At 44.0% G+C, this 26,765-nt stretch carries 22 protein-coding genes; 18 read left to right on the top strand and 4 right to left on the bottom strand.

From position 1 onward, the window contains the following. From OH456_RS18105 to OH456_RS18070, 8 genes are all read left to right on the top strand, one after another. Window positions 1–325: transketolase-like TK C-terminal-containing protein (locus tag OH456_RS18105; RefSeq protein ID WP_333482766.1), on the top strand; the 325-nt coding region annotated here is incomplete at its 5' end. Window positions 326–708: 383 nt separating this feature from the next. After that, a complete protein-coding gene (locus tag OH456_RS18100; RefSeq protein WP_006071813.1) occupies window positions 709–1,002 on the top strand; it encodes a hypothetical protein in 294 nt (97 codons plus the stop codon). A 186-nt stretch (window positions 1,003–1,188) separates the two neighbouring features. Continuing rightward, window positions 1,189–2,823: an ABC transporter substrate-binding protein gene (locus OH456_RS18095; protein WP_270034009.1), complete on the top strand. Its 1,635-nt coding sequence runs from the start codon at window positions 1,189–1,191 to the stop codon at window positions 2,821–2,823. A gap of 87 nt (window positions 2,824–2,910) precedes the next feature. Then, complete coding sequence (gene oppB / locus OH456_RS18090) at window positions 2,911–3,831, top strand: oligopeptide ABC transporter permease OppB (RefSeq protein WP_031495785.1); 921 nt, start codon at window positions 2,911–2,913, stop codon at window positions 3,829–3,831. 11 nt (window positions 3,832–3,842) lie between these two features. Next, a complete protein-coding gene (oppC, locus tag OH456_RS18085; protein WP_006071809.1) occupies window positions 3,843–4,745 on the top strand; it encodes an oligopeptide ABC transporter permease OppC in 903 nt (300 codons plus the stop codon). 19 nt (window positions 4,746–4,764) lie between these two features. Continuing rightward, window positions 4,765–5,736, top strand: a complete 972-nt coding sequence (locus OH456_RS18080) for an ABC transporter ATP-binding protein (protein WP_062457516.1) — start codon at window positions 4,765–4,767, stop codon at window positions 5,734–5,736. Between the two features lie 5 nt (window positions 5,737–5,741). Further along, window positions 5,742–6,728, top strand: coding sequence for a murein tripeptide/oligopeptide ABC transporter ATP binding protein OppF (gene oppF / locus OH456_RS18075; protein ID WP_270034008.1), 987 nt, complete (start codon window positions 5,742–5,744; stop codon window positions 6,726–6,728). A 194-nt stretch (window positions 6,729–6,922) separates the two neighbouring features. Beyond that, window positions 6,923–7,921: a succinylglutamate desuccinylase/aspartoacylase family protein gene (locus tag OH456_RS18070; RefSeq protein WP_270034007.1), complete on the top strand. Its 999-nt coding sequence runs from the start codon at window positions 6,923–6,925 to the stop codon at window positions 7,919–7,921. Window positions 7,922–8,022: 101 nt separating this feature from the next. Here the strand turns inward: OH456_RS18070 and OH456_RS18065 are convergent, their stop codons facing one another. Further along, on the bottom strand, window positions 8,023–8,277 hold the full coding sequence (locus OH456_RS18065) for a hypothetical protein (protein WP_006071801.1): 255 nt from the start codon (window positions 8,275–8,277) through the stop codon (window positions 8,023–8,025). Between the two features lie 327 nt (window positions 8,278–8,604). On the opposite strand from OH456_RS18065, the gene OH456_RS18060 reads away from it, so the two are divergent. From OH456_RS18060 to OH456_RS18040, 5 genes are all read left to right on the top strand, one after another. After that, the gene (locus tag OH456_RS18060) at window positions 8,605–10,368 is read left to right on the top strand and encodes an ABC transporter ATP-binding protein (RefSeq protein ID WP_270034006.1); all 1,764 of its coding nucleotides are present in this window, start codon (window positions 8,605–8,607) and stop codon (window positions 10,366–10,368) included. Continuing rightward, on the top strand, window positions 10,362–12,149 hold the full coding sequence (locus tag OH456_RS18055) for an ABC transporter ATP-binding protein (RefSeq protein WP_270034005.1): 1,788 nt from the start codon (window positions 10,362–10,364) through the stop codon (window positions 12,147–12,149). Before OH456_RS18060 ends, OH456_RS18055 begins: the two co-directional genes overlap by 7 nt. A gap of 75 nt (window positions 12,150–12,224) precedes the next feature. Further along, a complete protein-coding gene (uvrB, locus tag OH456_RS18050; protein ID WP_270034004.1) occupies window positions 12,225–14,201 on the top strand; it encodes an excinuclease ABC subunit UvrB in 1,977 nt (658 codons plus the stop codon). Between the two features lie 80 nt (window positions 14,202–14,281). Further along, window positions 14,282–15,166 carry a radical SAM protein gene (locus tag OH456_RS18045; protein WP_270034003.1) on the top strand — a complete coding sequence of 295 codons (885 nt, stop codon included), beginning with the start codon at window positions 14,282–14,284 and terminating at the stop codon, window positions 15,164–15,166. A 302-nt stretch (window positions 15,167–15,468) separates the two neighbouring features. Continuing rightward, complete coding sequence (locus tag OH456_RS18040; protein ID WP_124939851.1) at window positions 15,469–16,038, top strand: hypothetical protein; 570 nt, start codon at window positions 15,469–15,471, stop codon at window positions 16,036–16,038. A gap of 129 nt (window positions 16,039–16,167) precedes the next feature. Here the strand turns inward: OH456_RS18040 and OH456_RS18035 are convergent, their stop codons facing one another. Further along, complete coding sequence (locus OH456_RS18035) at window positions 16,168–17,025, bottom strand: aldose 1-epimerase (protein WP_270034002.1); 858 nt, start codon at window positions 17,023–17,025, stop codon at window positions 16,168–16,170. Between the two features lie 252 nt (window positions 17,026–17,277). On the opposite strand from OH456_RS18035, the gene OH456_RS18030 reads away from it, so the two are divergent. The 5 genes from OH456_RS18030 (at window position 17,278) to OH456_RS18010 (ending at window position 25,528) form a co-directional block, all read left to right on the top strand. Beyond that, a complete protein-coding gene (locus OH456_RS18030) occupies window positions 17,278–20,565 on the top strand; it encodes a DUF5107 domain-containing protein (protein WP_270034001.1) in 3,288 nt (1,095 codons plus the stop codon). Window positions 20,566–20,775: 210 nt separating this feature from the next. Then, window positions 20,776–21,768: an arabinose ABC transporter substrate-binding protein gene (locus OH456_RS18025; RefSeq protein WP_088877537.1), complete on the top strand. Its 993-nt coding sequence runs from the start codon at window positions 20,776–20,778 to the stop codon at window positions 21,766–21,768. Window positions 21,769–21,814: 46 nt separating this feature from the next. Then, window positions 21,815–23,320 carry an ATP-binding cassette domain-containing protein gene (locus OH456_RS18020; protein ID WP_270034000.1) on the top strand — a complete coding sequence of 502 codons (1,506 nt, stop codon included), beginning with the start codon at window positions 21,815–21,817 and terminating at the stop codon, window positions 23,318–23,320. Then, the gene (araH, locus tag OH456_RS18015) at window positions 23,317–24,312 is read left to right on the top strand and encodes an L-arabinose ABC transporter permease AraH (protein WP_031495369.1); all 996 of its coding nucleotides are present in this window, start codon (window positions 23,317–23,319) and stop codon (window positions 24,310–24,312) included. Before OH456_RS18020 ends, araH begins: the two co-directional genes overlap by 4 nt. A 22-nt stretch (window positions 24,313–24,334) precedes the next feature. Beyond that, window positions 24,335–25,528, top strand: coding sequence for an ROK family transcriptional regulator (locus tag OH456_RS18010; protein WP_270033999.1), 1,194 nt, complete (start codon window positions 24,335–24,337; stop codon window positions 25,526–25,528). Window positions 25,529–25,557: 29 nt separating this feature from the next. Here OH456_RS18010 and OH456_RS18005 read toward each other — a convergent pair whose 3' ends face one another. Both OH456_RS18005 and OH456_RS18000 read right to left on the bottom strand, forming a co-directional pair. Further along, window positions 25,558–26,220 carry an HAD-IA family hydrolase gene (locus OH456_RS18005; RefSeq protein ID WP_252038105.1) on the bottom strand — a complete coding sequence of 221 codons (663 nt, stop codon included), beginning with the start codon at window positions 26,218–26,220 and terminating at the stop codon, window positions 25,558–25,560. A 5-nt stretch (window positions 26,221–26,225) separates the two neighbouring features. Then, the gene (locus tag OH456_RS18000; protein ID WP_171390901.1) at window positions 26,226–26,714 is read right to left on the bottom strand and encodes a heme-degrading domain-containing protein; all 489 of its coding nucleotides are present in this window, start codon (window positions 26,712–26,714) and stop codon (window positions 26,226–26,228) included. Window positions 26,715–26,765: the final 51 nt, after the last annotated feature.

The following is a 26,765-nucleotide window of genomic DNA, read 5'->3' as shown; positions in this document are numbered from 1 at the left end:
AGGCTCTGAAGTTGAGCTAGCAACAAACGCTTACGCTGAACTGACGGCTGAAGGTAAAAAGGTACGTGTAGTGTCTCTTCCTTCTACTGACGCATTTGATGCGCAAGATGAAGCATATCGTGAAGCAGTTCTTCCTGCGGCAGTGACTAAGCGTATTGCTGTTGAAGCAGGTATTGCGGATTACTGGTATAAGTATGTTGGCTTCGGTGGCAAGATCATCGGCATGACAACATTCGGTGAATCTGCGCCAGCGGGTGAGCTATTTAAGATGTTTGGCTTCACAACTGAAAACGTTGTAGCGACTGCGAAATCGCTACTGGCGTAAGTGCTTTTGTACGGTATAAGAAGTGAGATGTTTCTCTTATGCCGTACAACCTGCCTCAAGAATCGACAGTCATCCCTCTCATTAACACTCTTATGAATGTGATTTTTTGAGCCACATTTACCTTCATAGTGTTAATATTATTTAACTGCTCGTGTATGCCTAGAATGATCAGTTTCTAAATAATATTATCTTTCGATGGAAATATCTTATCTCTTGCCTAATTAAAAGCAATATATCAGAAAATAACAGCGAATAATTTACCCACGATTCACATTAATCTTTTGAGAAAGTATGTTATCTAGACATTGCTCATTATAAATGGACAATAACGGATATTTTGTTGTGTGTAATAAGTCGTAGAGCACTGCAGGAAATTAGAAATAATGTTCGAAACAACACGAATAAGATTGATGCTTCATATGGCAGATGTCTACATTAACGGCCCTTTGAGGCACAAAGGTGCCAAAAATATCCATAAACAACTCACCCGAAGCCAAGAGCAAGCTCTAGACTGCTTGTTCAAGCGATGGTCTCCAAGTCCTCTTCATGTATGGAACTTAGTCGATCCACACCATACATTTGACCCTGAAGAAATCAAAGTTATTGAGCAAGTAGTCACTATTATCGGCGCTGATTCATTCCAAGCAGATATAGATAAAGTAAAACAATTTCTATGATAATAGAATGATTCATAGGTGCTGTTTGACATTAATATAATGTGATAAAAACGTTACCTATCTATCAAATTTCCTTAATGTGAATAAGAATTATCTTTTTGTGTTACATCTTTGCGTAAAAAATACTTTTGAATCAAACGGAGTTAATTCTCCAGTTTAATCACAATAAAAAGATGCAGGCACAACATGTTAACTATTAATAAAACGAAAATAGCACTACTAATTAGTACGGGCATACTTAGCTCTATTATTGTTCAGTCATCCTATGCAGCTAACGTTCCAGCCGGAACTAAACTAGCAAAAAAACAAGAATTTGTACGAGGTAACGGTACCGAAGTGGCAACCATTGATCCTCAAAAGTCAGAAGGTGTTCCCGAGTCAAACGTCATTCGTGATTTGTTGGAAGGTCTGGTGACACAGGATGCCAATGGTGAAACCATTCCAGGTGTGGCCGAATCTTGGGATACTCCTGACAATAAGACCTTCACTTTCCACCTCCGTCACAATGCTAAATGGTCCAATGGTGATCCTGTGACCGCGGGAGATTTCGTCTACAGTTTCCGCCGAGCAGTGGATCCGAAAACTGCGTCACCTTACGCTTGGTATCTTTCCTCAACTAAGATGAATAACGCGCAAGATATTATTGAAGGTAAGAAAGATATATCTGAATTAGGTGTTGAGGCCGTTGACGACTACACACTGAAAGTTACATTGGATACCGAAGTACCTTATTTCGTTAAGATGTTGGCTCACACCACTATGATGCCTGTACATAAAGCGACAATTGAAAAATGGGGCGAGAAGTGGACCAAACCGGAGCACTTTGTTGGTAATGGCGCATACCTTCCGGAAAAGTGGGTGGTGAATGAGCGATTAGAGCTGAAGCGAAATCCTAATTACTGGGATAATGAACACACAGTGATCAACAAAGTCACTTTCTTGCCTATTGAGGATCAAGTCGCTGAAATGAACCGTTTCCTGTCGGGTGAAATTCAGATGACCAACGAAGTGCCAAACGAGCATTTCCATCGCCTTCAAAAAGAGTATCCGCAGGATGTCGCTATCAAGGGCAACTTATGCAGCTATTACTATCAGTTCAACGCAATGAAAGCACCGTTTAACGATGTAAGAGTCCGCAAAGCACTGTCTTATGCTATTGACCGTGACATTATCACTAAAGCCATTTTAGGGCAGGGACAGAAACCCGCTTACTTCCTAACGCCAGAAATCACCGCGGGATTTTCGCCACAATTGCCGGAATACGGCAAGCTAACGCAAAAACAAAGAGATGAGAAAGCGCGGGCGTTGCTGGCAGAGGCTGGTTACGATAAAGACCACCCGCTAGATTTCAGCCTGCTGTATAACACGTCGGGAAATCACAAGAAAATTGCGGTAGCTATTTCGTCGATGTGGAAGAAAAAACTCGGGGTTAATGTTCACCTGGAGAACCAAGAATGGAAGTCTTACCTAGCGAGTAGGGACCAAGGCAACTTTGACGTCACGCGTGCTGCGTGGTGTGGAGACTACAACGAAGCATCGACCTTCTTAACTTTGATGATGAGCGATAACGTCAATGGTGGTGTTCATTATAAGAGTCCAGCTTATGATGCCATTATCGACAAAGCCCTCAACTCAAAATCCGAGTCTGAGCGCACTCAGCTCTACTATGACGCAGAGGCACAACTGTCGAAAGACATGCCTTTAGCTCCAATCTATCAATACGTGACGACACGTCTCGTTTCACCTCAACTTGGCGGTTATCCCGAAGGGAACGCGGAAGACAAGATCTACGCAAAAGACCTTTACATCAAAGCTAAGTAATCATTGTTAAAAAGTCAGCAAGGACTCTGTATGTGATCGTACATGCAGTGTCCTTCTGTTATTCATAATTTCAAACTGGACACGTTTATGATTAAGTTCATCATGAAGCGGATATTGGAAGCAATACCAACGTTATTGGTGTTGATCACCGTATCTTTTTTTCTGATGCGTTTTGCACCGGGTAACCCTTTTTCAAGTGAACGCCCACTTCCCCCTGAAGTCATGGCAAATATTGAAGCTAAATATGGCCTAGACAAGCCAGTATTTGAGCAGTACACGACCTACCTATCTAATGTCCTCCATGGAGATTTTGGTCCCTCATTCAAGTATCAAGATTACACGGTTAACGAATTGATCGCTGTGGCACTGCCGGTATCGGCGAAAGTGGGGTTAGTCGCGTTTATCTTTACCCTCATTATGGGAGTCACAGTCGGTACGATTGCCGCCTTAAAGCAAAATACCTGGGTCGATTACACCATTATGTCGACCGCGATGTTAGGTGTCGTGATGCCATCCTTCGTGTTAGCTCCGGCACTGATTTACTTGTTCTCACTGCACTGGCACCTGTTTCCAGCAGGGGGGTGGCACGACGGTGGTCTGAAGTACATTGTACTACCCGTTATCGGGATGTCACTTTTGTATGTGGCGACCTTCGCTCGTATCACTAGAGGCAGCATGATAGAAACGCTCAACAGTAATTTCATTCGCACAGCGCGAGCCAAAGGGCTGAGTTATTCCTACATCGTTCTTAAGCATGCGTTAAAGCCTGCGTTACTGCCTGTAGTGTCGTATATGGGGCCTGCTTTCGTCGGCATTATTACTGGCTCCGTTGTTATCGAAACTATTTTTGGCTTACCGGGTATCGGCAAGCTGTTTGTTAACGCGGCTTTTAACCGAGACTATTCGTTAGTGATGGGGGTGACCATTTTGATTGGTTTCCTCTTCATTCTATTCAACGCCATCGTGGATATTTTGCTTGCGATGATCGACCCGAAAATTCGTTACTGAGGAAGTGAGTGATGCTAACGAAAAAAGAAAACTTGGAAGCTGTCGAGAAGTTTTCAGAAAGTTTAGAAATTGAAGGTCGAAGCTTGTGGCAAGACGCGCGAATTCGTTTTATGCGCAACAAAGCTGCGATGGTGAGTTTGTTGATTCTGTTTGTAATGACCATGGCAGTGATTTTCCTTCCTATGGTTGCAAGTTACACCTTTGATGATACGGATTGGTATGCCATGCACGCTGCACCAAGTGCAGAGCACTGGTTTGGGACAGATAGCTTAGGACGAGATCTCTACGTGCGGACGCTAATCGGTGGACGTATTTCATTGATGGTTGGTGTGCTCGGTGCACTGGTTGCTGTACTCATTGGGACCTTGTATGGGGCGACCTCTGGATTTATTGGAGGCAGAGTGGACCGCGTGATGATGCGTGTGCTTGAAATTCTCTATGCAGTGCCATTTATGTTTCTGGTGATCGTGTTAGTAACCTTCTTTGGTCGCAACATCGTGCTGATTTTTGTCGCTATCGGCGCAATTGCCTGGTTGGACATGGCCCGAATAGTACGTGGTCAAACGTTAAGTCTTCGTAGTAAAGAGTTTATCGAGGCAGCTCATGTCAGTGGTGTGAGCAACTGGCGAATCATTACACGCCATATTGTGCCGAATGTATTGGGTATTGTTGCGGTTTATTCGACACTACTTATTCCGAGCATGATTTTAACCGAGTCGTTCCTATCGTTCCTAGGATTAGGCGTGCAAGAGCCAATGACAAGTTGGGGTGCGCTGCTGCAGGAAGGGTCTCAGACAATGGAAGTGGCTATTTGGCAACTGGCTTTCCCTGCTATTTTCATGGTGGTCACACTATTTTGCTTTAACTACGTTGGCGATGGTCTTCGTGACGCGCTGGATCCGAAAGACAGATAGTCGTGACTAAGGAAAAATAATGAGTTTATTAGATGTAAAAGATCTGCGAGTTGAGTTTAAGACGCAGGATGGCTTAGTGACGGCAGTGAATGACCTCAACTTCGCGTTAAACCAAGGCGAAACGTTGGGGATCGTCGGCGAGTCTGGTTCCGGTAAGTCACAAACCGTTTTCTCGATTATGGGTTTACTGGCAAAAAATGGCATTGTCTCTGGTAGTGCTAAATTTGAAGGTCGTGAAATTCTTAATCTGTCTGAAAAAGAACTGAATAAAGTTCGTGCAGAACAGATTGCAATGATCTTCCAAGACCCAATGACTTCTCTCAATCCATACATGAAGGTCAGTGACCAATTGATGGAAGTCCTGATGCTGCACAAAGGGATGGGTAAAACGGAGGCGCTTGAAGAATCTGTGCGCATGCTAGAGGCGGTGAAGATTCCTGAAGCCCGTAAGCGTATCTCGATGTACCCTCATGAATTTTCAGGAGGTATGCGCCAACGCGTGATGATCGCCATGGCTCTGTTGTGTCGCCCTAAGCTGTTGATCGCCGATGAGCCCACCACTGCGTTGGACGTAACAGTTCAAGCACAGATCATGGACCTATTGAATGAGCTGAAAACTGAATTCAATACGGCGATCATTATGATTACCCATGATTTGGGTGTAGTCGCTGGTTCCTGCGACAAGGTATTGGTTATGTATGCAGGCCGTACCATGGAGTATGGAACTGTGGATGATATTTTCTATAACCCAAGTCATCCTTATGCAGAGGGCCTGCTCAAGGCTATTCCTCGATTGGACACGGAAGGGGAGATACTCCCTACTATTCCCGGCAATCCACCTAACTTGCTTCGCTTACCACCGGGCTGTCCTTATCAAGAACGTTGCCATCGTGCTATTCCACAGTGCAGCGTTACGGCGCCAGCGTTAGAGAACTTTGCCGATAATCGCCAGCGAGCCTGCTTCTCTGATTGGGAGACTTGGACCAAATGAATGCTATGAAAGATAACAAAAACCTGCTGTTAGATGTAAAACAGCTCAAAGTACACTTCAGCATTGCTTCGAAATCCGCATGGCCTTGGAGTAAGGCTTCTCAGTTGAAAGCGGTCGATGGAGTCAATGTCCGTCTTTATGAAGGAGAAACGCTCGGAGTAGTAGGTGAGTCAGGTTGCGGTAAATCCACATTCGCACGAGCGATAATTGGTTTAGTTGAAGCTACAGATGGTGAGGTGGTCTGGCTTGGGAATGACCTTACTAAAATGCACTCTGTGCAGCGCAGGGAAACGCGCAAGGAAATCCAGATGATTTTCCAAGATCCGCTGGCGTCTCTCAATCCTCGCATGACAGTAGGAGATATCATTGCTGAGCCCCTAGAGACATTTTATCCAGAGCTTGGCAAACAAGAAGTGAAACAACGCGTTAAAGAAATGATGGCGAAAGTCGGTTTATTACCTAATGTGATTAATCGCTACCCCCATGAGTTTTCTGGTGGCCAGTGTCAGCGTATCGGTATTGCCCGAGCACTGATTCTGCGTCCCAAGATGATCATCTGCGATGAGCCAGTATCAGCATTGGATGTATCGATTCAAGCACAGGTAGTGAATTTATTGAAAGCACTACAAAAGGAACTAGGACTGAGTTTGGTCTTTATTGCTCACGATCTGTCGGTAGTCAAACACATATCAGACCGAGTGTTGGTGATGTATTTAGGAAACGCGGTAGAGTTGGGAGAGTCAGAGGCGTTGTTTGCTGAGCCAAAGCACCCTTATACTCGAGCTTTGATGTCAGCGGTACCAATACCAGATCCTCACATTGAGCGCTCGAAAACCATCGAGATGTTGGAAGGGGATTTGCCTTCTCCAATCAATCAACCTTCAGGTTGTGTGTTCCGTACTCGCTGCCCACTAGCCAATGAAACCTGCGCCAAGGAAAAGCCGATACTAACTGGTGACGAAGCGCACTCGGTATCTTGCCTGTTAGCATAATAAAACGGCGGCAGTGACTCTGCCGCCTTTATGCAACGTTTTTATCGCCTCCTTCCGTAACTTAAACTCAGTCTTATCAACCAGTTCTGCCACCATGGTTCCAATAGTAAGGGGGGGTGTAACTCGGTGATTCAGCACTGTACTGGTGTTATATCAATGTTATGATGATGCTTTGTGCCAGCGTCGGAGTTACTATGTCTAAACCACTCAACCAATGTATTGTGCCTATGTATCCAACGATACAGGCCCTGGATGTGGAAGGTTTAGAGCCGGGTGAGCATAAATTTTGGTTTGCGGTCGCCACCGACGCCATAGGTCATCCCCAGACGTTGCCCGTTCGTGTGTTCAAGGGCTCTCGCCCTGGAAAACGGATTATGATTACCGCTGGTATCCATGGTGATGAGCAAAATGGGATCCTAACGGCTCAGCAATTGGCTAGAGAGCTGATTGGTAAAACGAATGCCGGTACGGTCACCATTGTGCCGACAGTGAACCTGTCTGGGATCGCACGCCATAGTCGTGATTACCACTCCGCTGCTCCAGATAGTTCCACCTCGAATTTGAATCGTGTTTTTCCCGGCAGCCCAGACGGCGATGATGCGAATCGTTTTGCGCACAGCCTTTGGACCAACCTTCTTCAGCCCAACGCCGATTTGGCCATTGATCTGCATTCCCAAACTTCGGGCGCGGCGTATCCACTGTATGTGTTTGCCGATTATCGACTTGATGACGCCATTCGAATGGCGCGTCTGCTGAACCCCGATGTGATTTTAAACGACCCAGGAGACCCAGGCATTCTTGAAACTGTGTATAACCGAGCAGACATTCCCTCAATTACGATTGAAGTTGGCGTCGGGCGCTATTCTGACCTAGACATGGTGCAACGTGCGGTAGATGGGGTGCTGAATATTCTGCGATCGTATCAGTTAATTGATGGTGAAGTGGTGCCGCAAACTCTACCTTGTACAGAGGGCGAGCAAATTGTCAGTATTCGAGCGAATCAAGGTGGGTTTGTGATCTGCCATGTTGAGTTGCTCGATAAGATATCCGAGGGTCAAAAAATAGCGACGCAATACAACAGTTTTGGTGATGTTATCGAAGAGTACTTGTCACCTTCAGACGGCGTGGTAATCAGTCACAATGTAGAGTCTGTACGAGCACCGGGTTCACTGCTTGTTCGGTTAATTAAATAACCGTACGTTTCGAGCGTTCTACGATACGATAGTTTTAAATAACGGCCACAAAAAAGCTCTCTAAATAGAGAGCTTTTTCATGATTTCAAACGGCAAATTGACTAACTCAGCAAAATAGAGGTTTCTAAAAGGTGCTGAGCGTTATCTAGTAGCTGTGGATAGCTATTCATGATTTGTTTAAATTTGTCATCGATAGAGTCTATGCAAACCAAAGAGTTGAACATCTCTACTGCCTGATCAGGGTTAACACTCAGTGTGTTTTTGAGTGCTTCCAAATTGATATGGTTAGCGTGTTCTACTCTTGTGATTGCTGTGTCGACCATATCGAAGGTAATAGAGTTTATATTTTGTGTCATCGGATAGGTCACTTATATAGTTTTTACTAGAAAAAAGTAAGTCCAGTGCGTCTCGATGATACTGGATAAAAAGTGAGTTTCTTATGACTAAGATCATGTCTTGTTTGATTTTCGGCTGGACGACCTATAACACACTGCTACAACTTAGAAGAAGTAGAACAAATATTAGTGAGTTTAGTTTAGGATAATTTTTATGAATCCATTCACAAGACCAATTAAAGTTGATATTATCAACCATATTCTAAAGCTAATCCTATGCTACTGACACAATCTGGTCATATCAGCATCGACTAGTACGCCCCTAAATCTTTCCAAATAAAGAGCTTTATGAACACTAGGCAGTTGATTTCGCACTATTTGTATATGAATCGCAAATCCTATATTTTCGCGATCATTTTTATTTTTCTCGTTAACTGGCTGCAAGTAGAAATTCCACGCTATATCCAACTGGCGATAGATCTGATTGATGATGCGTCGAATGACGGTCATCAACAATTGCAAACTTATGTCGCCATCGTAGTGGGCATGTCTGTAGCTATGGTTGTGGTGCGTATTCTGTCTCGAGTGTATGCGCTTAACCCCGGAAGGATTGCAGAAGCTGCACTTAAAAATAGACTGTTAAAACAGCTCAATCGACTACCAAATAGCTACCACGAGAAGTTTGCATCAGGTCGACTCATTTCTATCATGAACAACGATGTGATGGGGGTTCGACTGATGTTTGGGATTGGCTTTCTCCAGTTCTTTAACACTATGTTTGCTCTTTCTCTGACACCAATTTGGATGTGGCGTATCTCTCCAGAACTGACTATGTATTCAGTCATTCCAATCTCCATTGCTTTTGTGATTTTCCGCATTGGATTTAAGCGAATGAAAGTGTTGCACACTGAGCATATGAATCGGCTACAAAGTTTGTCTGCTCAGCTTATGAGCTACTTGTCAGGCATCGACTTGATTAAGAATCAACGCATGTCACCTTGGGTAACTAGAGAAATAGAGAAGCTCAATCAGCAACTGCTGCGTTGCCGAATGCAGATTACTCGAATCCAGGTGTTCTTTTTACCGGTACTTGATTACGCCAATGACCTAATGAAGATATTAATTCTCGGTCTAGGTGGTTACATGCTGATGAATCAAGAGCTAACTCTTGGCGAAATCACCGCATTTCTTACTTATTCTGTGTTACTGGCTATGCCACTGATGCAGCTTGGTCGAATCGCGACTATCTACCAGCGAGGTATTGTTGGTATTCAAAGTGCTCAAACTATCCTCAATGCTAAAATCCCTGAAACTGATCAAACTCGTCTCGCTGATGAGGATGTTGAACAGTTGAAAGGGGAGTCGTTATCGGTAAGAAATTTGAGTTTTCATTATCCAAATGATGAACGGCTGATTTTGGACAATATCAGCTTTGACATTCCAGCGGGGAAAAAAGTAGGGGTACTTGGTGGAATCGGCTCAGGCAAAACAACCTTGGTGAACTGCCTGAATCATCATTTAGATGTTCCCACTAATGCGATTTTCTTAGGTGGTAAAGACATTACGGATTTTTCCCGCAGTGACTTGCGTCGCTATGTTAAAACCGTCACCCAAGACCCTTATCTGTTCTCGGCCACGGTAGAAGAGAATATTCGATTTGGTAGTGCCAACAATGATGCCACCAAGGAGCAAGTGGACGAAGTGCTATCGCTGAGCCAGCTTGCAAACGATGTGGCTAGGTTTGAGGATGGTGATCAAACTCTGGTAGGTGAAAAAGGCATTATGCTCTCTGGTGGGCAAAAGCAGAGGTTGAGCATTGCACGAGCACTCTTAGAGCCCGCAGACCTTGTCATTATGGATAACGTACTCTCTGCGGTTGATTACGAAACCGAACGTAAAATATTGAATGGGTTATTTGAGCGACTCAAACACCAATCGGTGCTCGTGGTATCGCACCGTGTTAACGCTTTAGAATATATGGATGAGATCATCGTACTTAATGAAGGCAAGATAATTGCGAAAGGTGACCATAAAACGTTACTGAAAACATGCCCGTACTATTTGGAAACGTGGCAGCTTCAGCAAAATGAAGCGGAGGCGAGCGCATGTTAAAAGGTGTCGACGTAAAGTATCTCAAGCACTTCTTCAAGTTCGCTAAGAAATACAAGAAAACCGCTCTGATTGGTATTGCTATGCTTCCTCTGTCGGTCGCAACCAGCTTGTTATTCCCCTGGTTAATTATCCAAGTTATTGACGTGCAGTTGGGACAAAATGACTTCGCTGGGTTAATGCAGTATGTGGTGTATTTGGTTCTAGTCCTTATTGCTGGGTACGTGGTGGACACCACTTATGCTTACAATTTAAGAAAAACTGGTCAACTAACGATTACCGACATGCGTGCTGTGTTGTTTGAACGCGTACTCAGACTTCCGCGCAGCTATTTCGACAATACGCCAGCAGGCGTCACGTTGTCACGTTTGACGAGTGATTTAGAGACTATCGGTGAAACGTTTGTGCAATCAGTTGTCGGGTTGGTAAAGGATTCAATAAACACCATTGCCTTGTTGGTAATGATGCTATTTATCGATTGGAAGCTGACTTTGATCGTATTAGTAGTCATGCCACCTGTTATGTATTTAACGGTGTATGTACGTAATCGTCTAAGAGCTTTACATAAGATAACGCGCGCATCCTTGGCAAGAGGTATCGGTTATCTACAAGAATTGTTGTTCGGTATGAGTACCGTTCAAATGTACCGCGCTGAAGAGAAAGTAGAAGCGAAATACAATGGGCATATTGATGAGTTTTTGGTTGCTCAAAAGAAAATCAATAAGTATGACGCCATCTTATTCTCTTTCATTTCTGGTGTGACGTCGGTAACCATTGGTCTCATGATTTGGTATGGCTCTGAACAAGTGCTAGCCGGAACGCTGACTTTAGGTGTACTGATTGCTTTTATTAATACGCTAGAAAAAGTGTTTGTGCCGATTCGTGATTTCACCTCTCAAATTGCCTCTATTCAAAGCTCGTTTGCGGCGTTTGATCATATCGAAGAACTCTTTGTTGAGCCGACGGAGGAACAAGGTCGAACCTTGTTACCGAGTCATCAGGTTCAACAACCATTGCAAGAGTTTGTGAGCTTAGAGTTCATTAATGTTAGTTTTCGATATAAACAAGATGCTCCGTATGTACTGAAAGACGTTTCTTTCGTACTTAATAAAGGCCATCAAATTGCCTTGGTAGGTTCTACTGGCTCTGGAAAATCAACCATCATGAGATTGATTTCAAAAACCTATCAAGATTATGAGGGCAGTATTCTGTTAAATGGCATTGAGTTATCGAAGATTTCGGTTGATGACTCGGCACACCTATTTTCGATGATGATGCAAGATGTTCATTTATTTGAAGAAAGTATCGAGTTCAATATCGCCCTTGGCAAACCAGGGATTGAGCGTGAACAAGTTGAGCAAGCCGCACGCTATGTCTATGCAGATCGATTTATAGAACAGTTACCTCGAAGTTATGACTCGGTTTTAGATAAGAATGGTTCGAACTTATCGGTGGGGCAGACGCAGCTTATCTCGTTTGCTCGAGCAGTTGCTCAAGGTGGGCAGATTATGATGCTTGATGAAGCGACAAGCTCTGTAGATTCGATTACTGAAGATCTTATTCAGAAAGCCATGCAGCGTTTATTTGAGGAAAAAACGGTTATCGCTATTGCTCACCGTTTAAGTACCATCAAACACTCGGATCAAATTTTAGTATTAGAGAAGGGTCGCATAGTCGAACAAGGTAACCATGGACATTTGGTGTCTATTAATGGCATCTATGCAGGGTTGTTAAGTGAGTCGACAGGGGACACAAGTGAGTTCGATTCTGCTGAAGCTATCTGATTCAAGCAAGCTTCACTTAGTCACTTTGACGATTATAGGCATATACTTTAGTACTGTTCTTCAGAGGGCGAGTATATGTCTAAAAACAAATTTATTCTTCATTCCGCATACCCACCTTCAGGAGACCAACCTGAAGCCATCGCTCGTTTAATCTCAGGCATCGAAGCTGGCAAAAGCCATCAAACACTACAAGGTGTAACGGGGTCGGGTAAAACATTCACGATGGCGAATATTATCCATCGCTTGAAACGACCCACGTTGATTCTTGCTCATAACAAAACATTAGCTTCCCAGTTATATAGCGAGATGTGTCACTTCTTTCCTGAGAATGCCGTTGAGTATTTTGTCTCCTATTACGATTACTTTCAGCCAGAAGTCTACATTCCCGGTAGCGACCGTTTTATCCGCAAAGACTCCGCGATTAACGAACAGCTAGAGCGACTAAGGCTCTCGGCAACCAAGTCACTGATTGAGAGAAGAGACGTTATCGTGGTGGCTTCCGTTTCTTCTGTCTACGGGTTAGGCGATCCGCAAGCTTATCGAGACTTACAAATATCGCTCGCAGTAGGTGAGGCACTAGATAAAGCTGATTTAACTGAACGATTAGCACGCTTACAATATACTCTTACCGAGCCCAAATTAGAGCGCGCTGGTTTTCGCATTCGTGGCGACGAAATAGATGTGTTTCCAGCTGATTCTGCCCAAGATGCTATTCGCATTACTTTAAATAACGGAGTTATTCAGCATCTTGATTGGGTCGACCCTATCGCGGGTACACTCTTAAAATCTTGCACAGAGTACAAGATTTCACCTAAAACACTCTATGCGTCGTCACCACAAAAAGTCCGTAAAGCCAGTGAGTTGATCCGTATTGAAATGGAACAAAGAGTTAGAGAGCTCAACGAAGAAAACCGATTAACCGAGGCGGCAAGGCTTTACGAACGGTGTATGCATGATATTGAAATGATGCAGCAATACGGTTATTGCTCCGGGATCGAAAACTATGCCTGTTATCTTAATGAACGAGATCCTGAGCTACCGCCGACGACATTAATGGATTATCTACCTAAGGATGGGCTGGTGTTTATCGACGAGTCTCACGTGATGGTTCCTCAGATTTCAGCAATGTCGAAATCAGACCGAAGTCGTAAAGATACCCTTATTGATTACGGGTTTCGTCTTCCTTCAGCTTTAAATAATCGCCCACTGACGTTCAGTGAATTTGAAAAGGCAAAACCGCAGACCATTTTTGTTTCTGCGACGCCAGGAAAATACGAAGTTCAGCGTTCAGGTGGAGTGGTGGTTGAACAAATTATTCGACCAACAGGTTTGCTTGATCCTGAGGTTGAGGTGCGCCCATCAGCTAACAATATGGAAGACCTGTTAAAGGAGATACGTCAGCGTACCAGTAATAATGAACGAGTGCTTGTGACTACTTTGACTAAGGTAAGTGCGGAGTCGTTAAACGACCATATGGCGGAGCAGGGAATACGCGTTCGTTACTTACATTCCGATATTAAAACCTCAGAAAGAGTCGATATTATCAATGGATTAAGGGCTGGGGAGTTCGATGTCTTGATTGGTATCAACCTACTCAGAGAAGGGCTGGATATTCCAGAAGCTTCCTTGGTTGCCATTCTCGACGCGGACCACGCAGGATTTCTACGTTCGGTAGAAGCGCTGATTCAGATCATTGGTCGAGCAGCACGAAATGCCAATGGTAAGGCGATTTTGTATGCCGATAGAATCACACCCGCCATGAAGCAAGCGATAGACGAATCGCTACAAAGACGTAAAAGACAACAAGTTTATAATCAAGCAAATGCGATTGTGCCCGCTACATCGCGTCGTAAAGTAGCATCAGCAATGGAAGAGGCGCTGCAGCAGGCTTGTCATAATGTCGCGTTTTGCGACAGTCTTGCTAGCCTTTGTCGACAAATCACCGTGCGCGAGAAAGGACTGCTTGAAGCGGTCTCTGCGCAAAATGATGCGCAAATTCGTCAAATGCGAGCGGAACTGGATAGTTTATATAGGCAGTTCATATTTATGTAGTTCTAGCTCACCTTGTTCGTTGGACGAGAGGTCAAAGTGCGTTACGATTTCGCTAACGCACTTACTTAACAGGATATCGGATGCTCAATTACATTGAACCGGTTTTTAGACCACCGTCAGAGTGGAAGTCGCTGATATTACAAGTAACCAATGGTTGTAGCCATAATCAATGCACTTTCTGCGATATGTATACTCAGTCTCAGAAGAAGTTTCGTCCTAAGAAGCTAGAAGAACTAGAGCAAGAATTGCAGCAGGTGGCCGCGTCTGGTGCACGAGTTCACCGAGTTTTCCTTGCGGATGGTGATGCGATGACATTACCATTTCATCGTCTTAAAGCGATCTGTGAGTTAATTCATCGCTACCTTCCCAACATTCAACGTATCTCAAGCTACTGTTTGCCACGAAATTTAACCAACAAGACATCGGAGCAACTCGCAGAGCTTAGAGAGCTTGGGTTGAGTTTGATGTATATCGGTTGTGAAAGCGGAGATGACGAAGTACTAGCTAAAGTGAAAAAAGGTGAGACATTTGAATCATCGTTGGCCGCGCTAAACAAGATAAAAGCGGCAGGCATGAAAAGTTCTGTCATGATCCTAAATGGTCTAGGCGGCCCTATTTTGAGTGAGCAGCATGCACTGAGTTCGGCCAAGCTAATGAATGCCGCTCAGCCAGACTATCTCTCAACCTTAGTAGTGTCTTTTCCATTTGGTGAAGAGCGCGTCGCGGCTGAATATAACGGTGACTTTCGCCAATTGACTCAACCCGAGTTATTCAAAGAAATAAAATTATTGCTTGAACACTTACAGTTAGACAAGACAATATTCCGCTCAGATCATGCTTCCAACTATCTAGTGCTCAAGGGAGTACTGGGTAAAGATAAAGAGGCATTATTGCAACAAGTTGAGCTGGCAATTCATCATCCAGAGCAAATTTCGCTCCGCCAAGAGTGGCAAAGAGGTTTGTAAAAATCCCCTTTTTTACTCGTTCACACAGTGAATTTTACAAAACTCGCTTTTAGCGGGTTTTGTGTTTTTTGCATGTCTGATTTTACTAACGTATTGAAAAATTGAGAATAAATATGATTTTCAAGAGCGCTTTATCGATTTTTACACAGAGTGATTTTGTAAAATTGACAGTGTGAAAATTTCGTTGTGAAATTGTTGTTAAAAAGGCGCTATTCTAATAATCAAGCAATAACGAGACAAACCAACAAGGTGTTAAGGGTATTTGCTTAAGCTGTTATTAATTGCCTCTGAAGGAATAGACTATGAATATGCAGACATTCGATAAAACAGAACTACATAACCCACAAAATTTTATCGCTGAAGCCGTGTTTGCCGTGGAAATGGTCAACGCTGATAAGCCAACTCAAAAACAACAAATGACTAAGCAACTTCTTGATACCTTGTTCCCGCTAGAGAATGGTTCTCACGAGGATGTAGTAAGTTATGAAATTGACTATCGCCACGTTCAAGCGTACTTCAAAAATGGTCAACATAGCGGCCTGCGCCATGCCAAACAGTTTGTTGCTTATACTGGCGACAAGTGTTCTCCGGATTCGATTCTATTCCGCGACGAAAGTGGCACTCACGTAGAAGTTACGTTCGCTCGCCGTCAAGGCAACGGGTTTCTACAGCTGGTTCAAATTGCTGATATTCAATTAGAAACGTGTACTACGTTTGGTCAGTCTGAAGGCCATCAAACCACGGGTCTTCGTCACTGGGTAAGCTTGGTAAAAGGCGATGATAAATGTCGCCCAACGGCGAGTAATGAAGACAAGGAATATACAGCGAAGAGTGGTGAAGATTACATGCTAGGTTTTTGTTTCGCCATTTAATGCTACTCATCCACCTTCAATCTAGTGTATGTTAGCGAGCCTACATATCGTAGATGATACCGATTAAAAAAGCCGTGCCTTCAAAGGTACGGCTTTTACGTTACATCGGCTTCTAGGCAAACGGCGTCTTTAAATCACACTAATTTTCATCTGTAGCTCCATTGATTCCCCACCTTCCAAACGAACCAATGAATCACTCTGTCTATGATGGTGAGCACCTACCCAGTGAGATTGCGGCTCTACACAGATGAAGCCACTCCTGTTATTGGGTTGGTAGACCTGTAGGTACTTCATAGGGCTGACTATGGCAAGGTTTATTCCATTGGGGTGTTCGATAGAAACATCACCGTGTTCGGATCTGAGGTAACCATTGTTTATCCAAATATCGGGTATTGCTTTGGAAACCGAAAAGTCAAAACTCTCGGGGATTTCCGAGACATACTTCGTTGGCAGATAATCATCACCCTCTAACCAAATCCCATCCGCATTGAATTGAACTTTGGTCCCATCAAGAGTATTGAAAAAAGGATGGAACCCGCCGCCAAAAGGAAACGGTGTATTGGTTAAGTTGGTCATCGATAAGGTGATTAACAAGCTTGTATCTTTAAGTGCATAGCAAAGGGAAGCACGATAGGAACAACACCCATAAACATTGGACTCCATGGTTAAGGTTATTGAGTTTGTATGTGGTCGCCATTGCTCGGCTTGCCATTCACTTATCCATGCGTCGCCATGAAGAAAGTAGTAATCATCAAACCGATGATGAGGAAGGTAAAAGTCTCTTTGTTCAAACAAAAAGCGGTTTCCTTTTACTCGATTTGCCATTGGAGCCATAGGAAACAGCCCTGATTCTTCTGCAGATTTAAGGTTACCTTGACGCAATATATGAAAGTTCTTTGGCTTGTAGAACAGTTGATGAACGGCGGCGCCGTTGCTGGAAACCTGAATCTTTAAGTAGTCATTTTCTAAGGTGTAAAGAGTGTTCATGGATGTGTCCTGGTTGCTATGTAGCGATACTACTAAACCGGACCCAAATTAAACTTGGATAACTTCAATAAAAGAACTAAACCACGTTTACTGAAAAGGCGGGAGGGCGTTAATTGAAAATCTGCTTAGTCAATTGACCACTTGTTTTCACATAACTTTGTTTACTAAACAGCGTGATAAACCCGCAGTTAACAGCGTTAGAAAGTGATTACCATTATTGCCAATCATCACCATCAATTTCAGAAGGTCATCATGGCAAAGAATGTAAAAGTGTGGACAGAGACAGTCACTCTACCCACTTATCAAGTCGGAAAGGTTGATACCAATCCTATTTTTCTGGAAAAACGTGTTTATCAAGGTTCTTCAGGGTCTGTTTATCCGTATGGCGTCATCGACTCAATCACTAACGAATGTGTTAATCAGGAATACAAAGCAGTATTCCTTGAGAACGACTTTATTTATGTGATGCTTTTGCCAGAACTTGGAGGACGAATCCACAAAGCCTATGACAAAGTCCATCAGCGCGACTTTGTTTATTGCAATGATGTCATCAAACCAGCATTGGTAGGTTTAGTTGGGCCATGGATCTCTGGGGGGATAGAGTTTAATTGGCCTCAACATCATAGACCGACCACGTATATGCCTGTTGACGTCAATATCAGAGAACTAGCAGATGGCAGTGCAGAGGTATGGTTGGGTGAAGTTGAGCATATGTATGGCTTGCAAGTTAGTACAGGCTTTAAGCTCTATCCCAACAAGGCTCTCATTGAGATCACTGGTCGCGTTTACAATTCAAACCCAACGCCTCAACAGTTCTTATGGTGGGCGAATCCGGCAGTAAAAGGTGGCGATGATCACCAGAGCATTTTCCCACCTGATGTCACGGCAGTTTATGACCACGGTAAGCGCGACGTGAGTGCGTTCCCAATCGCCAAAGGAACGTATTATAAAGTTGACTATTCAGCGGGCGTCGATATTTCTCGCTACAAGAACTTACCTGTACCTACGTCATATATGGCTGCAAAATCGGATTACGATTTTGTTGGAGCCTACAGTCACGACGAAAGAGGCGGTCTACTACATGTTGCAAACCATCATATCTCCACAGGTAAGAAACAATGGTCATGGGGTAATTGCGAATTTGGTCAAGCCTGGGATAGGCAGTTAACCGATAGCAATGGCCCATATATTGAATTGATGACAGGTGTCTTCACGGATAACCAACCTGACTTCACTTGGATCGACCCCAACGAAGAAAAAATCTTTGTTCAAAACTTTTTGCCATACAGCGAGTTAGGTCTTGTCCACCAAGCGAACACTGATGTGGCTGTGAATCTAATCAGACAGAACGAACAAGTGCGTATTGGGGTGTACGCTATCTCTGCTATTGAGAATGCCGTCGTTAATGTAAAAGTAGACACTACGACGGTCTATAGTGGCGTAGTGTCATTGCTGCCATGCCAATGTCAGTTTGATGACTTCGTGTTCGGTGGTAGTGAGCAGCTGACGCTCGAAGTGCTGACACAGCAAGGACGTAAGACTCTGACCTATACAGAGCAGCAAGAAAGTGAAGAGCCAACACCGGATCCTGCGACTGCACCGAAAATGCCGACAGCCGTTGATTCCATTGATGAACTTTACTTTATCGGCCAACACCTCGAACAATACCATCACGCGACGCGCCATGCTGTTGATTACTATTTAGAAGCGTTAAGACGAGACGAGTTTGACTATCGTTGTAACGTCGCCATGGCTAATCGCGAGTTTGAGCGGTGTGATTACGAACGTAGTTTACATTATGCGAACAATGCGCTGCACCGTGCCCATCAATACAACAAAAATCCACTATGTGGACGAGCAAGCTTGATGCGAGGGCACGCTAACGAGAAGTTGGGGTTGCTACAAGATGCTTACGCAGATTTCTACAAGTCTACTTGGAGTGGTAACTGCAACGATGCTGGTTTCTTAGCTGCAAGTCGGATCTCATTTAAGCAAGGCCGCTATCTTGATGCACTTGAAGAAGTAGAGCGAGTTCTTGAGCTCAATAGCATGAGTTACGAGGCTGCATTTGTGAAGTTGGTGGTTTTAGAGAAACTTCAATCTAAGCAAGCACTCGACTTTGCGAAGCAGTCCCTTGAACGCTTCCCGCTTGGTTACGCACTAGCGATGCATCACTACTTATTGACAATGCAAGAGACTGAGAAGCAAGTACTTATCGAGCTGTGTCAATCTAGACAAGCGAACGCCATCCATGTTGCGAGTTTATATACCTCGCTTAACCTTAACGAAGAAGCGTTGCTGGCACTTGAGCTGATTAATGCCAAAGGTGCTGCCTCTAATATTATCCGTGCGTCCCTGCTTCCAGACTCTGCCAACGTATTGCTAAATCAAGCAGAACAAGAGTTTGCGAGCCATGTCCTTTTTCCCAATGCGCAAGTTGAAGTGAATGCGCTAATGCAATTATCGGGTTACCCGTTTGCCGATTATCTCTTGGGTTGTTTCCACTATGCCAAAAAGTCCTACGACAAAGCAGTGGCATTGTGGGAGCAGGTAATCGAAGCGCGCCCTGAGTTCAAAGAGGCGCATCGAAACCTTGCAATTTACTATGCCAATAAGAAAAAAGACATCGAGAGCGCGCTTAAGTACATGGACGCTGCGTGGCAGTTGGATAACAACGATGCTCGAGTACTTTATGAGCTGGATGACCTTAGAAAAATCGCTTTGGTCGACCCTACAACACGCTTGATGTTACTTAAACCTCATCAAGGCATCATCATGCAACGCGATGACTTAGTGACCGAGTTCATTACTCTACTCAATATTTGTCATGAACATGATAGAGCGTTAGCAATCCTCAAAGAGCGGACTTTCGCACCTTGGGAAGGCGGTGAAGGCCGAGTCACTGGGCAGTATGTGAATGCTTTGATACGTAAATCGCTGTCTCTGATTAAAGACAAAGAGTACGTATTAGCGAAACAAGCACTAATTGAAGCACTTGAGTTTCCTGTAAACCTAAATGAGGGGCGACTAGTTGGTCAAACGGATAACGACATCTATTACCTATTAGGGCTAATCGAGCAGAAGTTAGGGGAGGAAAGTGCTGCAAAACAAATGTACCAGCGAGCACTAACGGGAGACTCGGAAGTAACTGAAAGCCGTTATTACAATGACATGCCTGCAGATTACTTGCTGTTTCAAACCTTGGCTATGTATCAGCTTGGTGAACAAGAGCGAGCAGTCAATAAATTCAAAGATATGGCAGCGTGGGTGGCCTCAAATGAGAGTCAGCAGGTTGAACACGACTTCTTTGCAGTCTCTTTACCTCAACTTAACGTCTTTGATAAAGATATCCAAACTAACCATCGCACTCATTGCCTGTTTGTCGACTTGTTAGCCAAGCTGGGTTTAGCGCAGATCCAGAGTCAAACATCTGACGAGGTAAACTCCGCGCAACATGCGTTGTTGGATAGTGACCCGAGCCACGCAAAAGCTCACTTATTGTCTTATTTGTCATCAGTTAGCTTAACAGAGTTAGCTTAATGTTTCGTATGCAGCTCACCTCAGTTTGTGATGAGCTGCTTTTTTTTGAATTTTACTCGCGAATACTAAACAGAGATTAGTAAATATCGTGACTAATGATAGCAACATCAACAACCAATTGACTTACTATCGATTGCGCTTTCAGCAAAAAAATAGATAGCTAAGTTTTACTCAAACGACGTGATACACCTACAAAGAGTTGGAAGAACTATGAAAACATGGACTAAGAATCTTACCAAAATCGCACTAGCAACTTCGTTAGTGGCTATGGCTACTGGCGCTATTGCGGAAGAAAAAAAGAAAATCGGTTTCATCGTAAAACAGCCTGAGGCAGGTTGGTTCCAAGATGAATGGCGCTTTGCAGAAGTAGCAGCAAAAGAGAAGGGATTCGACCTAATCAAAATTGGTGCTCAGGATGGTCAAAAGCTGATGTCAGCGCTAGACAATCTAGGCACGCAAAATGCTGATGGTGTCATTGTTTGTGTTCCTAACGTTAAGCTTGGTCCTGCTGTTGTAGCGTCCGCGAAACGCAATGGCTTAAAGCTCATGTCCGTAGACGACCGTTTAGTCGATGGCAATGGCGAACCTATTGAAGACGTAGTTCATATGGGGATTTCAGCCTATAACATTGGACGTGAAGTTGGACAAGCATTACTGGATGAAATTAAAGCTCGAGGTTGGAACACGGAAGAAGTGGCAGTAATGGCACTGACCTACAAACAGCTTCCTACGGCATTTGAACGCTCACAAGGTGCAACGGATGTACTGATGGAGAATAATTATCCTAAACAGAACATTTTCGATACGCCTCACCGTTTGGATAACACAGAACAAGCTTTCAATGCTGCAAACAGCTTAATCACCCAGAAGGGCAATTATAAGAAGTGGATTGTATACGGCATGAATGACCAAGTCGTCATTGGTGGTGTACGTGCTCTCGAAGGCAATGGTATTTCGGCTGACAATATTATCGGTATTGGTATTAATGGTACAGAAGAAGCGATCAATGAGTTCCGCAAACCTATTCAAACTGGTTTCTACGGTACGGTAATTCTGAGTGCAAAAGCTCACGGCTATCAGACTTCCATCAATATGTACAACTGGGTAGCAAATGGTATTGAACCTGAGAAATTGATTTACACCTCTGGTCATTTGGCGACGCGTGCGAACTACGAGCAAGTACGAGCAGACTTAGGTATGTAATAGTTATTAATCGGGGCGAAAGCCCCGATTAAACAAGGAATTAGTCATGAAAAACGAACTCGAATTTCGCGGCGTATCAAAGAATTTCCCAGGAGTAAAGGCGTTAAGCAAGGTGAGCTTTCGTATTGGTCATGGTGAAGTTCATGGATTAATCGGCGCGAATGGTGCCGGAAAAAGCACTTTGATGAAGGTGCTAGGTGGAATCCACAAAGCGAGTGAGGGGGAAGTGCATATTAATGGGGCTTCGGTCAACTTCCAATCCCCTATAGAAGCGATCAATGGCGGTATCGCCATTATCCACCAAGAGCTTCAACTCGTTCCAGAACAGACCGTGGCGGAGAACATCTTTTTAGGAAGGTTCCCGACCAAAGGTGGTGTCATTGATTGGCCAACTATGAATCAACAAGCTCAGCTTCAGTTGGACAAACTAGGGTTGACGTTCGCACCGAGCGACAAGGTCAATACGCTTTCTATGGGTCAGCAGCAAATGGTGGAAATTGCTAAAGCGCTGATCCTAAATGCCAATATTATTGCGTTGGATGAGCCGACCAGTAGTTTGTCTGCTGCGGAAACCGAGACTTTGTTTCGCGTAATAAGACAGTTGCAATCAGAGGGCAAGATTCTCATTTATATTTCTCATCGCATGGCAGAAATATTCGAGGTTTGCAGCTCTGCAACCGTCATGAAAGATGGCTGTCATGTGATTACTTATGATGATATTCGCCACACTGACAGGCCAACCCTCATTGAAAAAATGATAGGGCGAAACCTCGGCGATATGTACAGCTTTCGTGAGCGTTCTTTAGGTGATGACTGTTTGGTGTTGGGGGCTATTGAAAGTAACCAGTTTGCCAAACCAGTCCAATTTAGAGCTCGTACCGGAGAGGTGTTAGGCTTCTTTGGATTGGTCGGTTCAGGTCGAACGGAGCTAATGAAATCCCTCATAGGTGCGTTGCCAACCAAATCTATTTCAATGCAACTTGATGGGATCGATTTACAAGCATTAACGCCAAAAACAGCCATTCAGAACGGCATCATTTACTGTTCCGAAGACCGAAAGAAAGAAGGCAATATCACTTTCCGATCAGTACTTGAAAACATCACTATCAGTAGCCGTCGAAATTACTGGAAGTTAGGCGGAATCTTAGACCTTATCAAAGAGACAAAATCGGCGGAGCATTTCGTTAATCGGTTGGACATTAAAACCCCTAACTTAGCAAAAGAAATCCAGTTCTTATCGGGAGGGAATCAACAAAAGGTCATCTTAGCCAGGTGGTTAAGTGAGTCGAGTATGAACGTGCTGATCGTTGACGAGCCAACTCGTGGTATAGACGTGTCAGCCAAAAATCAAATCTATAACGTCCTTTACGAGCTTGCTGAACAAGGTGTCACAATTATTGTTATCTCCAGTGAACTGCCTGAGGTAATGGGTATCACCGATAGACTTTATGTGATGCGAGAAAATGAAATTTCAGCTGAATTCTTACGCCATCAATATAGCGAAGAAAAAATACTATCTAAAGCATTCCCTGAGAAGGAGATCACTGTATGACCGCTCTTAACAAACCATTGAGCGTAGCACCTAAAAATGACAACTCAATTTGGAAACGGATAAGAGGAAGTGAGAACTTCAACATTATCGTTGTTTATATTGTGTTGTTCATCTCGCTGTCGCTTTTCGTACCGTACTTTTTCTCTGCACGAAATATGGTAGGTCTAGGCCTCTCAATTTCTCAAATAGGGATGGTCGCGTGTACTATGATGTTTTGCTTGGCATCCAAGGACTTTGATTTGTCTGTGGGATCTCAAGTTGCCTTCTATGGCGTATTGACTGCATTAGTCGTCAATGCGACAGGCAGTTTTATGCTGGGTATTTTAGGAGCACTATGTGCCGGCCTATTTATCGGCTTAATGAACGGAATCTTTGTCACTAAGGTACGGGTGAATGCTCTAATCGCTACATTAGCAATGATGGAGATTGTTCGAGGTGGCGCTTACATTATCTCTGGGGGAAATGCGGTGGGTGTCGTTAACATGAACTTCTTTATGTTAGGACAATCAACCATTTTAGGTCTGCCAACGCCCATCGTGATTACCATTATTTGTTTTATCGCCTTTGGCTTTTTGCTCAAAAATACGGCCTACGGACGCAATGCTCTTGCGGTGGGTGGCAACTCAGATGCTGCTAAATTGGCGGGCGTAGATGTCGACAAGGTACGCATAGCAAACTTTGCCATACAAGGCGCAGTGTGTGCTGTCGCTGGTATTATTTTGGCTTCTCGTATTACCAGTGGACAACCGAATGCCTCACTTGGATTTGAGCTCAGTGTTATTTCTGCCTGTGTGTTAGGTGGTGTGTCATTGAATGGCGGTAAGGCGAGTATTGTTGGTGTTGCGATCGGTGTATTGATTATGGGTACGGTGGAAAATGCGCTCAACCTTCTAAACGTTGACTCTTTCTATCAGTACTTGGTACGTGGTGGCATACTTCTATTAGCTGTGGGTGCAGACCAATATAGACAACGACTTGCTGAGAAAGGTTAACCCAAAGGACTAAGAGGCACATATGATTAAGGGCATGAACAACAAATCTGTTCGTAGCTTCAATTCGAAGCAGGTTATGCGCCTCCTATTTCAACATAGGAAGTTGTCTAAATCACAATTGGCCACTAAGTTGGAGTTGAGCATTCCTGCATTGACAAAGATATTAAATTATCTGATTGACTTAGAGCTAGTTGAGCATATTAACGTCGTACATTCTGGACGAGGGAACGCTACTGGAATGTACCAAATGACACAGAATACAACGCCTATTCTGTGTCTTCACATCACGCCTTATCGTATATCAACTACCGTACTTAATGGATTAATGGATCCCATTGTTGATTATCGCAGCCTAGAGATAAACCCAACGCACCCATCAGAGTTAGTTGCTTCCGTGTTTGCGATTTATCGACAATGCATAAAAGAAACGGGTAGCTCGAGATTCAAAGTTGCTATGGCGTTGCATGGCCAAGTGGATCGACGCGCTGGGACCTCTGTTTTGATGCCACAAGCTAGGTGGGCTGAGCCAATAGATTTCAAATACTTACTAGAAGAGGAGTTTGGTGCTGAGGTTCAGGTCGATAATGATTGTGTTATGTTGGCACTGGCCGAAAAGTGGCTCACCAAGGACCATCCTAGAGATTTTTGCGTTATCAATGTTGATTATGGGATTGGTTCATCATTCTTGGTCAATGACAAAATATTTCGTGGAGAGTTGTTTGGCAGTGGACAAATAGGACATTCGATTATCGACCAAGATGGACGAAAATGTTGTTGTGGCAGATATGGTTGTTTAGAAACCATCGCCTCAACCAAGGCGATAACATCTGAAGTTCGTAAGATGCATAAGACCAATCATAATCATAGCGGTGAGCCTTCGCAGATATCCTTTGAAGATGTGGCTACACTTTATCACTCGGGTGACATGGTGACTAAGCAAACTATCCAAAAAGCAGCAGGGTCGTTTGGTATCAGTTTGTATAACTTTCTTGTGACTTTGAGTGTCAACGATATTGTTATCTATGGTGATATTCGACGTCTTGGCCATGAGTGGTTAGACATTGTCAAAAGTAAAGCGCTATTCAATCCGTTTGAAGCTAACACTAATGCCCTAAAGGAGCAAAGGGCATCGGTGCGATATGGTGAGTTGCCAGACTCTAGGTTGCTCAATGGTATAGGTTTCCTATACATAGAAGCACTAATAGACAATTTCTGAACAGGCTAGGCGTATGCCTCCTTTTCGGCTTACAACGTCAGGGTAAATCCGTGTTCTGTCTTTTCAATCTGAATATCAGAAGGCTTGCATATATAGCCATCCGCGTCAGGCAATTCACTTCTTGAGCTATGACTGAGCACCGCAATGCTCTGGCAACCTGCTGCGCTCCCTGAGTTGAGGCCAGCGACCGCATCTTCAAAGCAGATGCATTCTTCAGGATTCAGATTCAGTTCTTTCGCCCCTCTCAAATAAGGTTCGGGGTGTGGTTTGCCTTGGGAGAGCAACTCGGGTGTAACAAGGATTTTGGGCTGAGGGAGGTTTGCCGCTTTCATTCTAGCTGTTGCTACTGGCAATGTGCCAGAGGTAACGATAGCCCACGGGATACCGAGCTCATTTAAGCTGTTTAGTAGCTCAACGGCGCCAGGTAGCGCAGTGGTGCCTTCGGTGTGGGTGGCTTCATAGTGTTCTAGATAGTCAAATTCGGCTTGAACTTCTGGTGTATCTACTGATGCATTAAGCAGCTCAGCGATTGATTCGATAGCAGGCCTTCCGTGAATCCTCGACATCACGTAGCTAGGCTCGAGACCTTTAGATTCTCCCCAGCGTGACCATGCACGTGTCACTGCTGGGATTGAGTCGACTAATGTACCGTCTAGGTCGAATAACAGACCTTTAAATGAAAGCGTCGTCACGATAACTATTCCTTTTTCAAATACTGTGAGAGCACATCTACGATTAGCTGGTGGTCTTCGTGTTGAGGCAAACCTGAAACCGTAATCGTTCCTATCATACCTGTGTTTTTAACTCGAATAGGAAAAGAACCGCCAAATGGACTGTAATCTTTCTCATCAATGAAAGAAGCTTGTTCTATATTCTTTCCCTTCATTTCTAGGTAATGCTTCATATACCAAGAACTGCGCTGAAAACGCTTGGTAACGTTTGATTTTCTTCTCACCCATTCTTGATTGTCTAATGTTGCTCCGTCAAGTGCACAATGGAAAAGGCACTGCTCACCAACCGAAATATTGATGGCAACCTTGGCGTGCTTTTCGATGGCGTTGGCACGCAGCTCATTACCGATATCCCAAGCGACTTTCTGATTGAAATAGGGGAACTGCAACAGGTTTTCTTCCGCAATAAGGCTGTCGAGTCTTGTTTGAGTGTTTGATGTCGTAGTGGCGGGCATATTCCGCTCCTTTCTAAAACAAAAAGGGCGAAGTAACACTGGACACGAATG

This window comes from Vibrio sp. La 4.2.2, assembly GCF_027586995.1.
Classification (GTDB): Bacteria; Pseudomonadota; Gammaproteobacteria; order Enterobacterales; family Vibrionaceae; genus Vibrio; species Vibrio mediterranei.
Note: the sequence above shows the minus strand (reverse complement) of the source record. Positions and strands in the feature narration are given on the sequence as shown.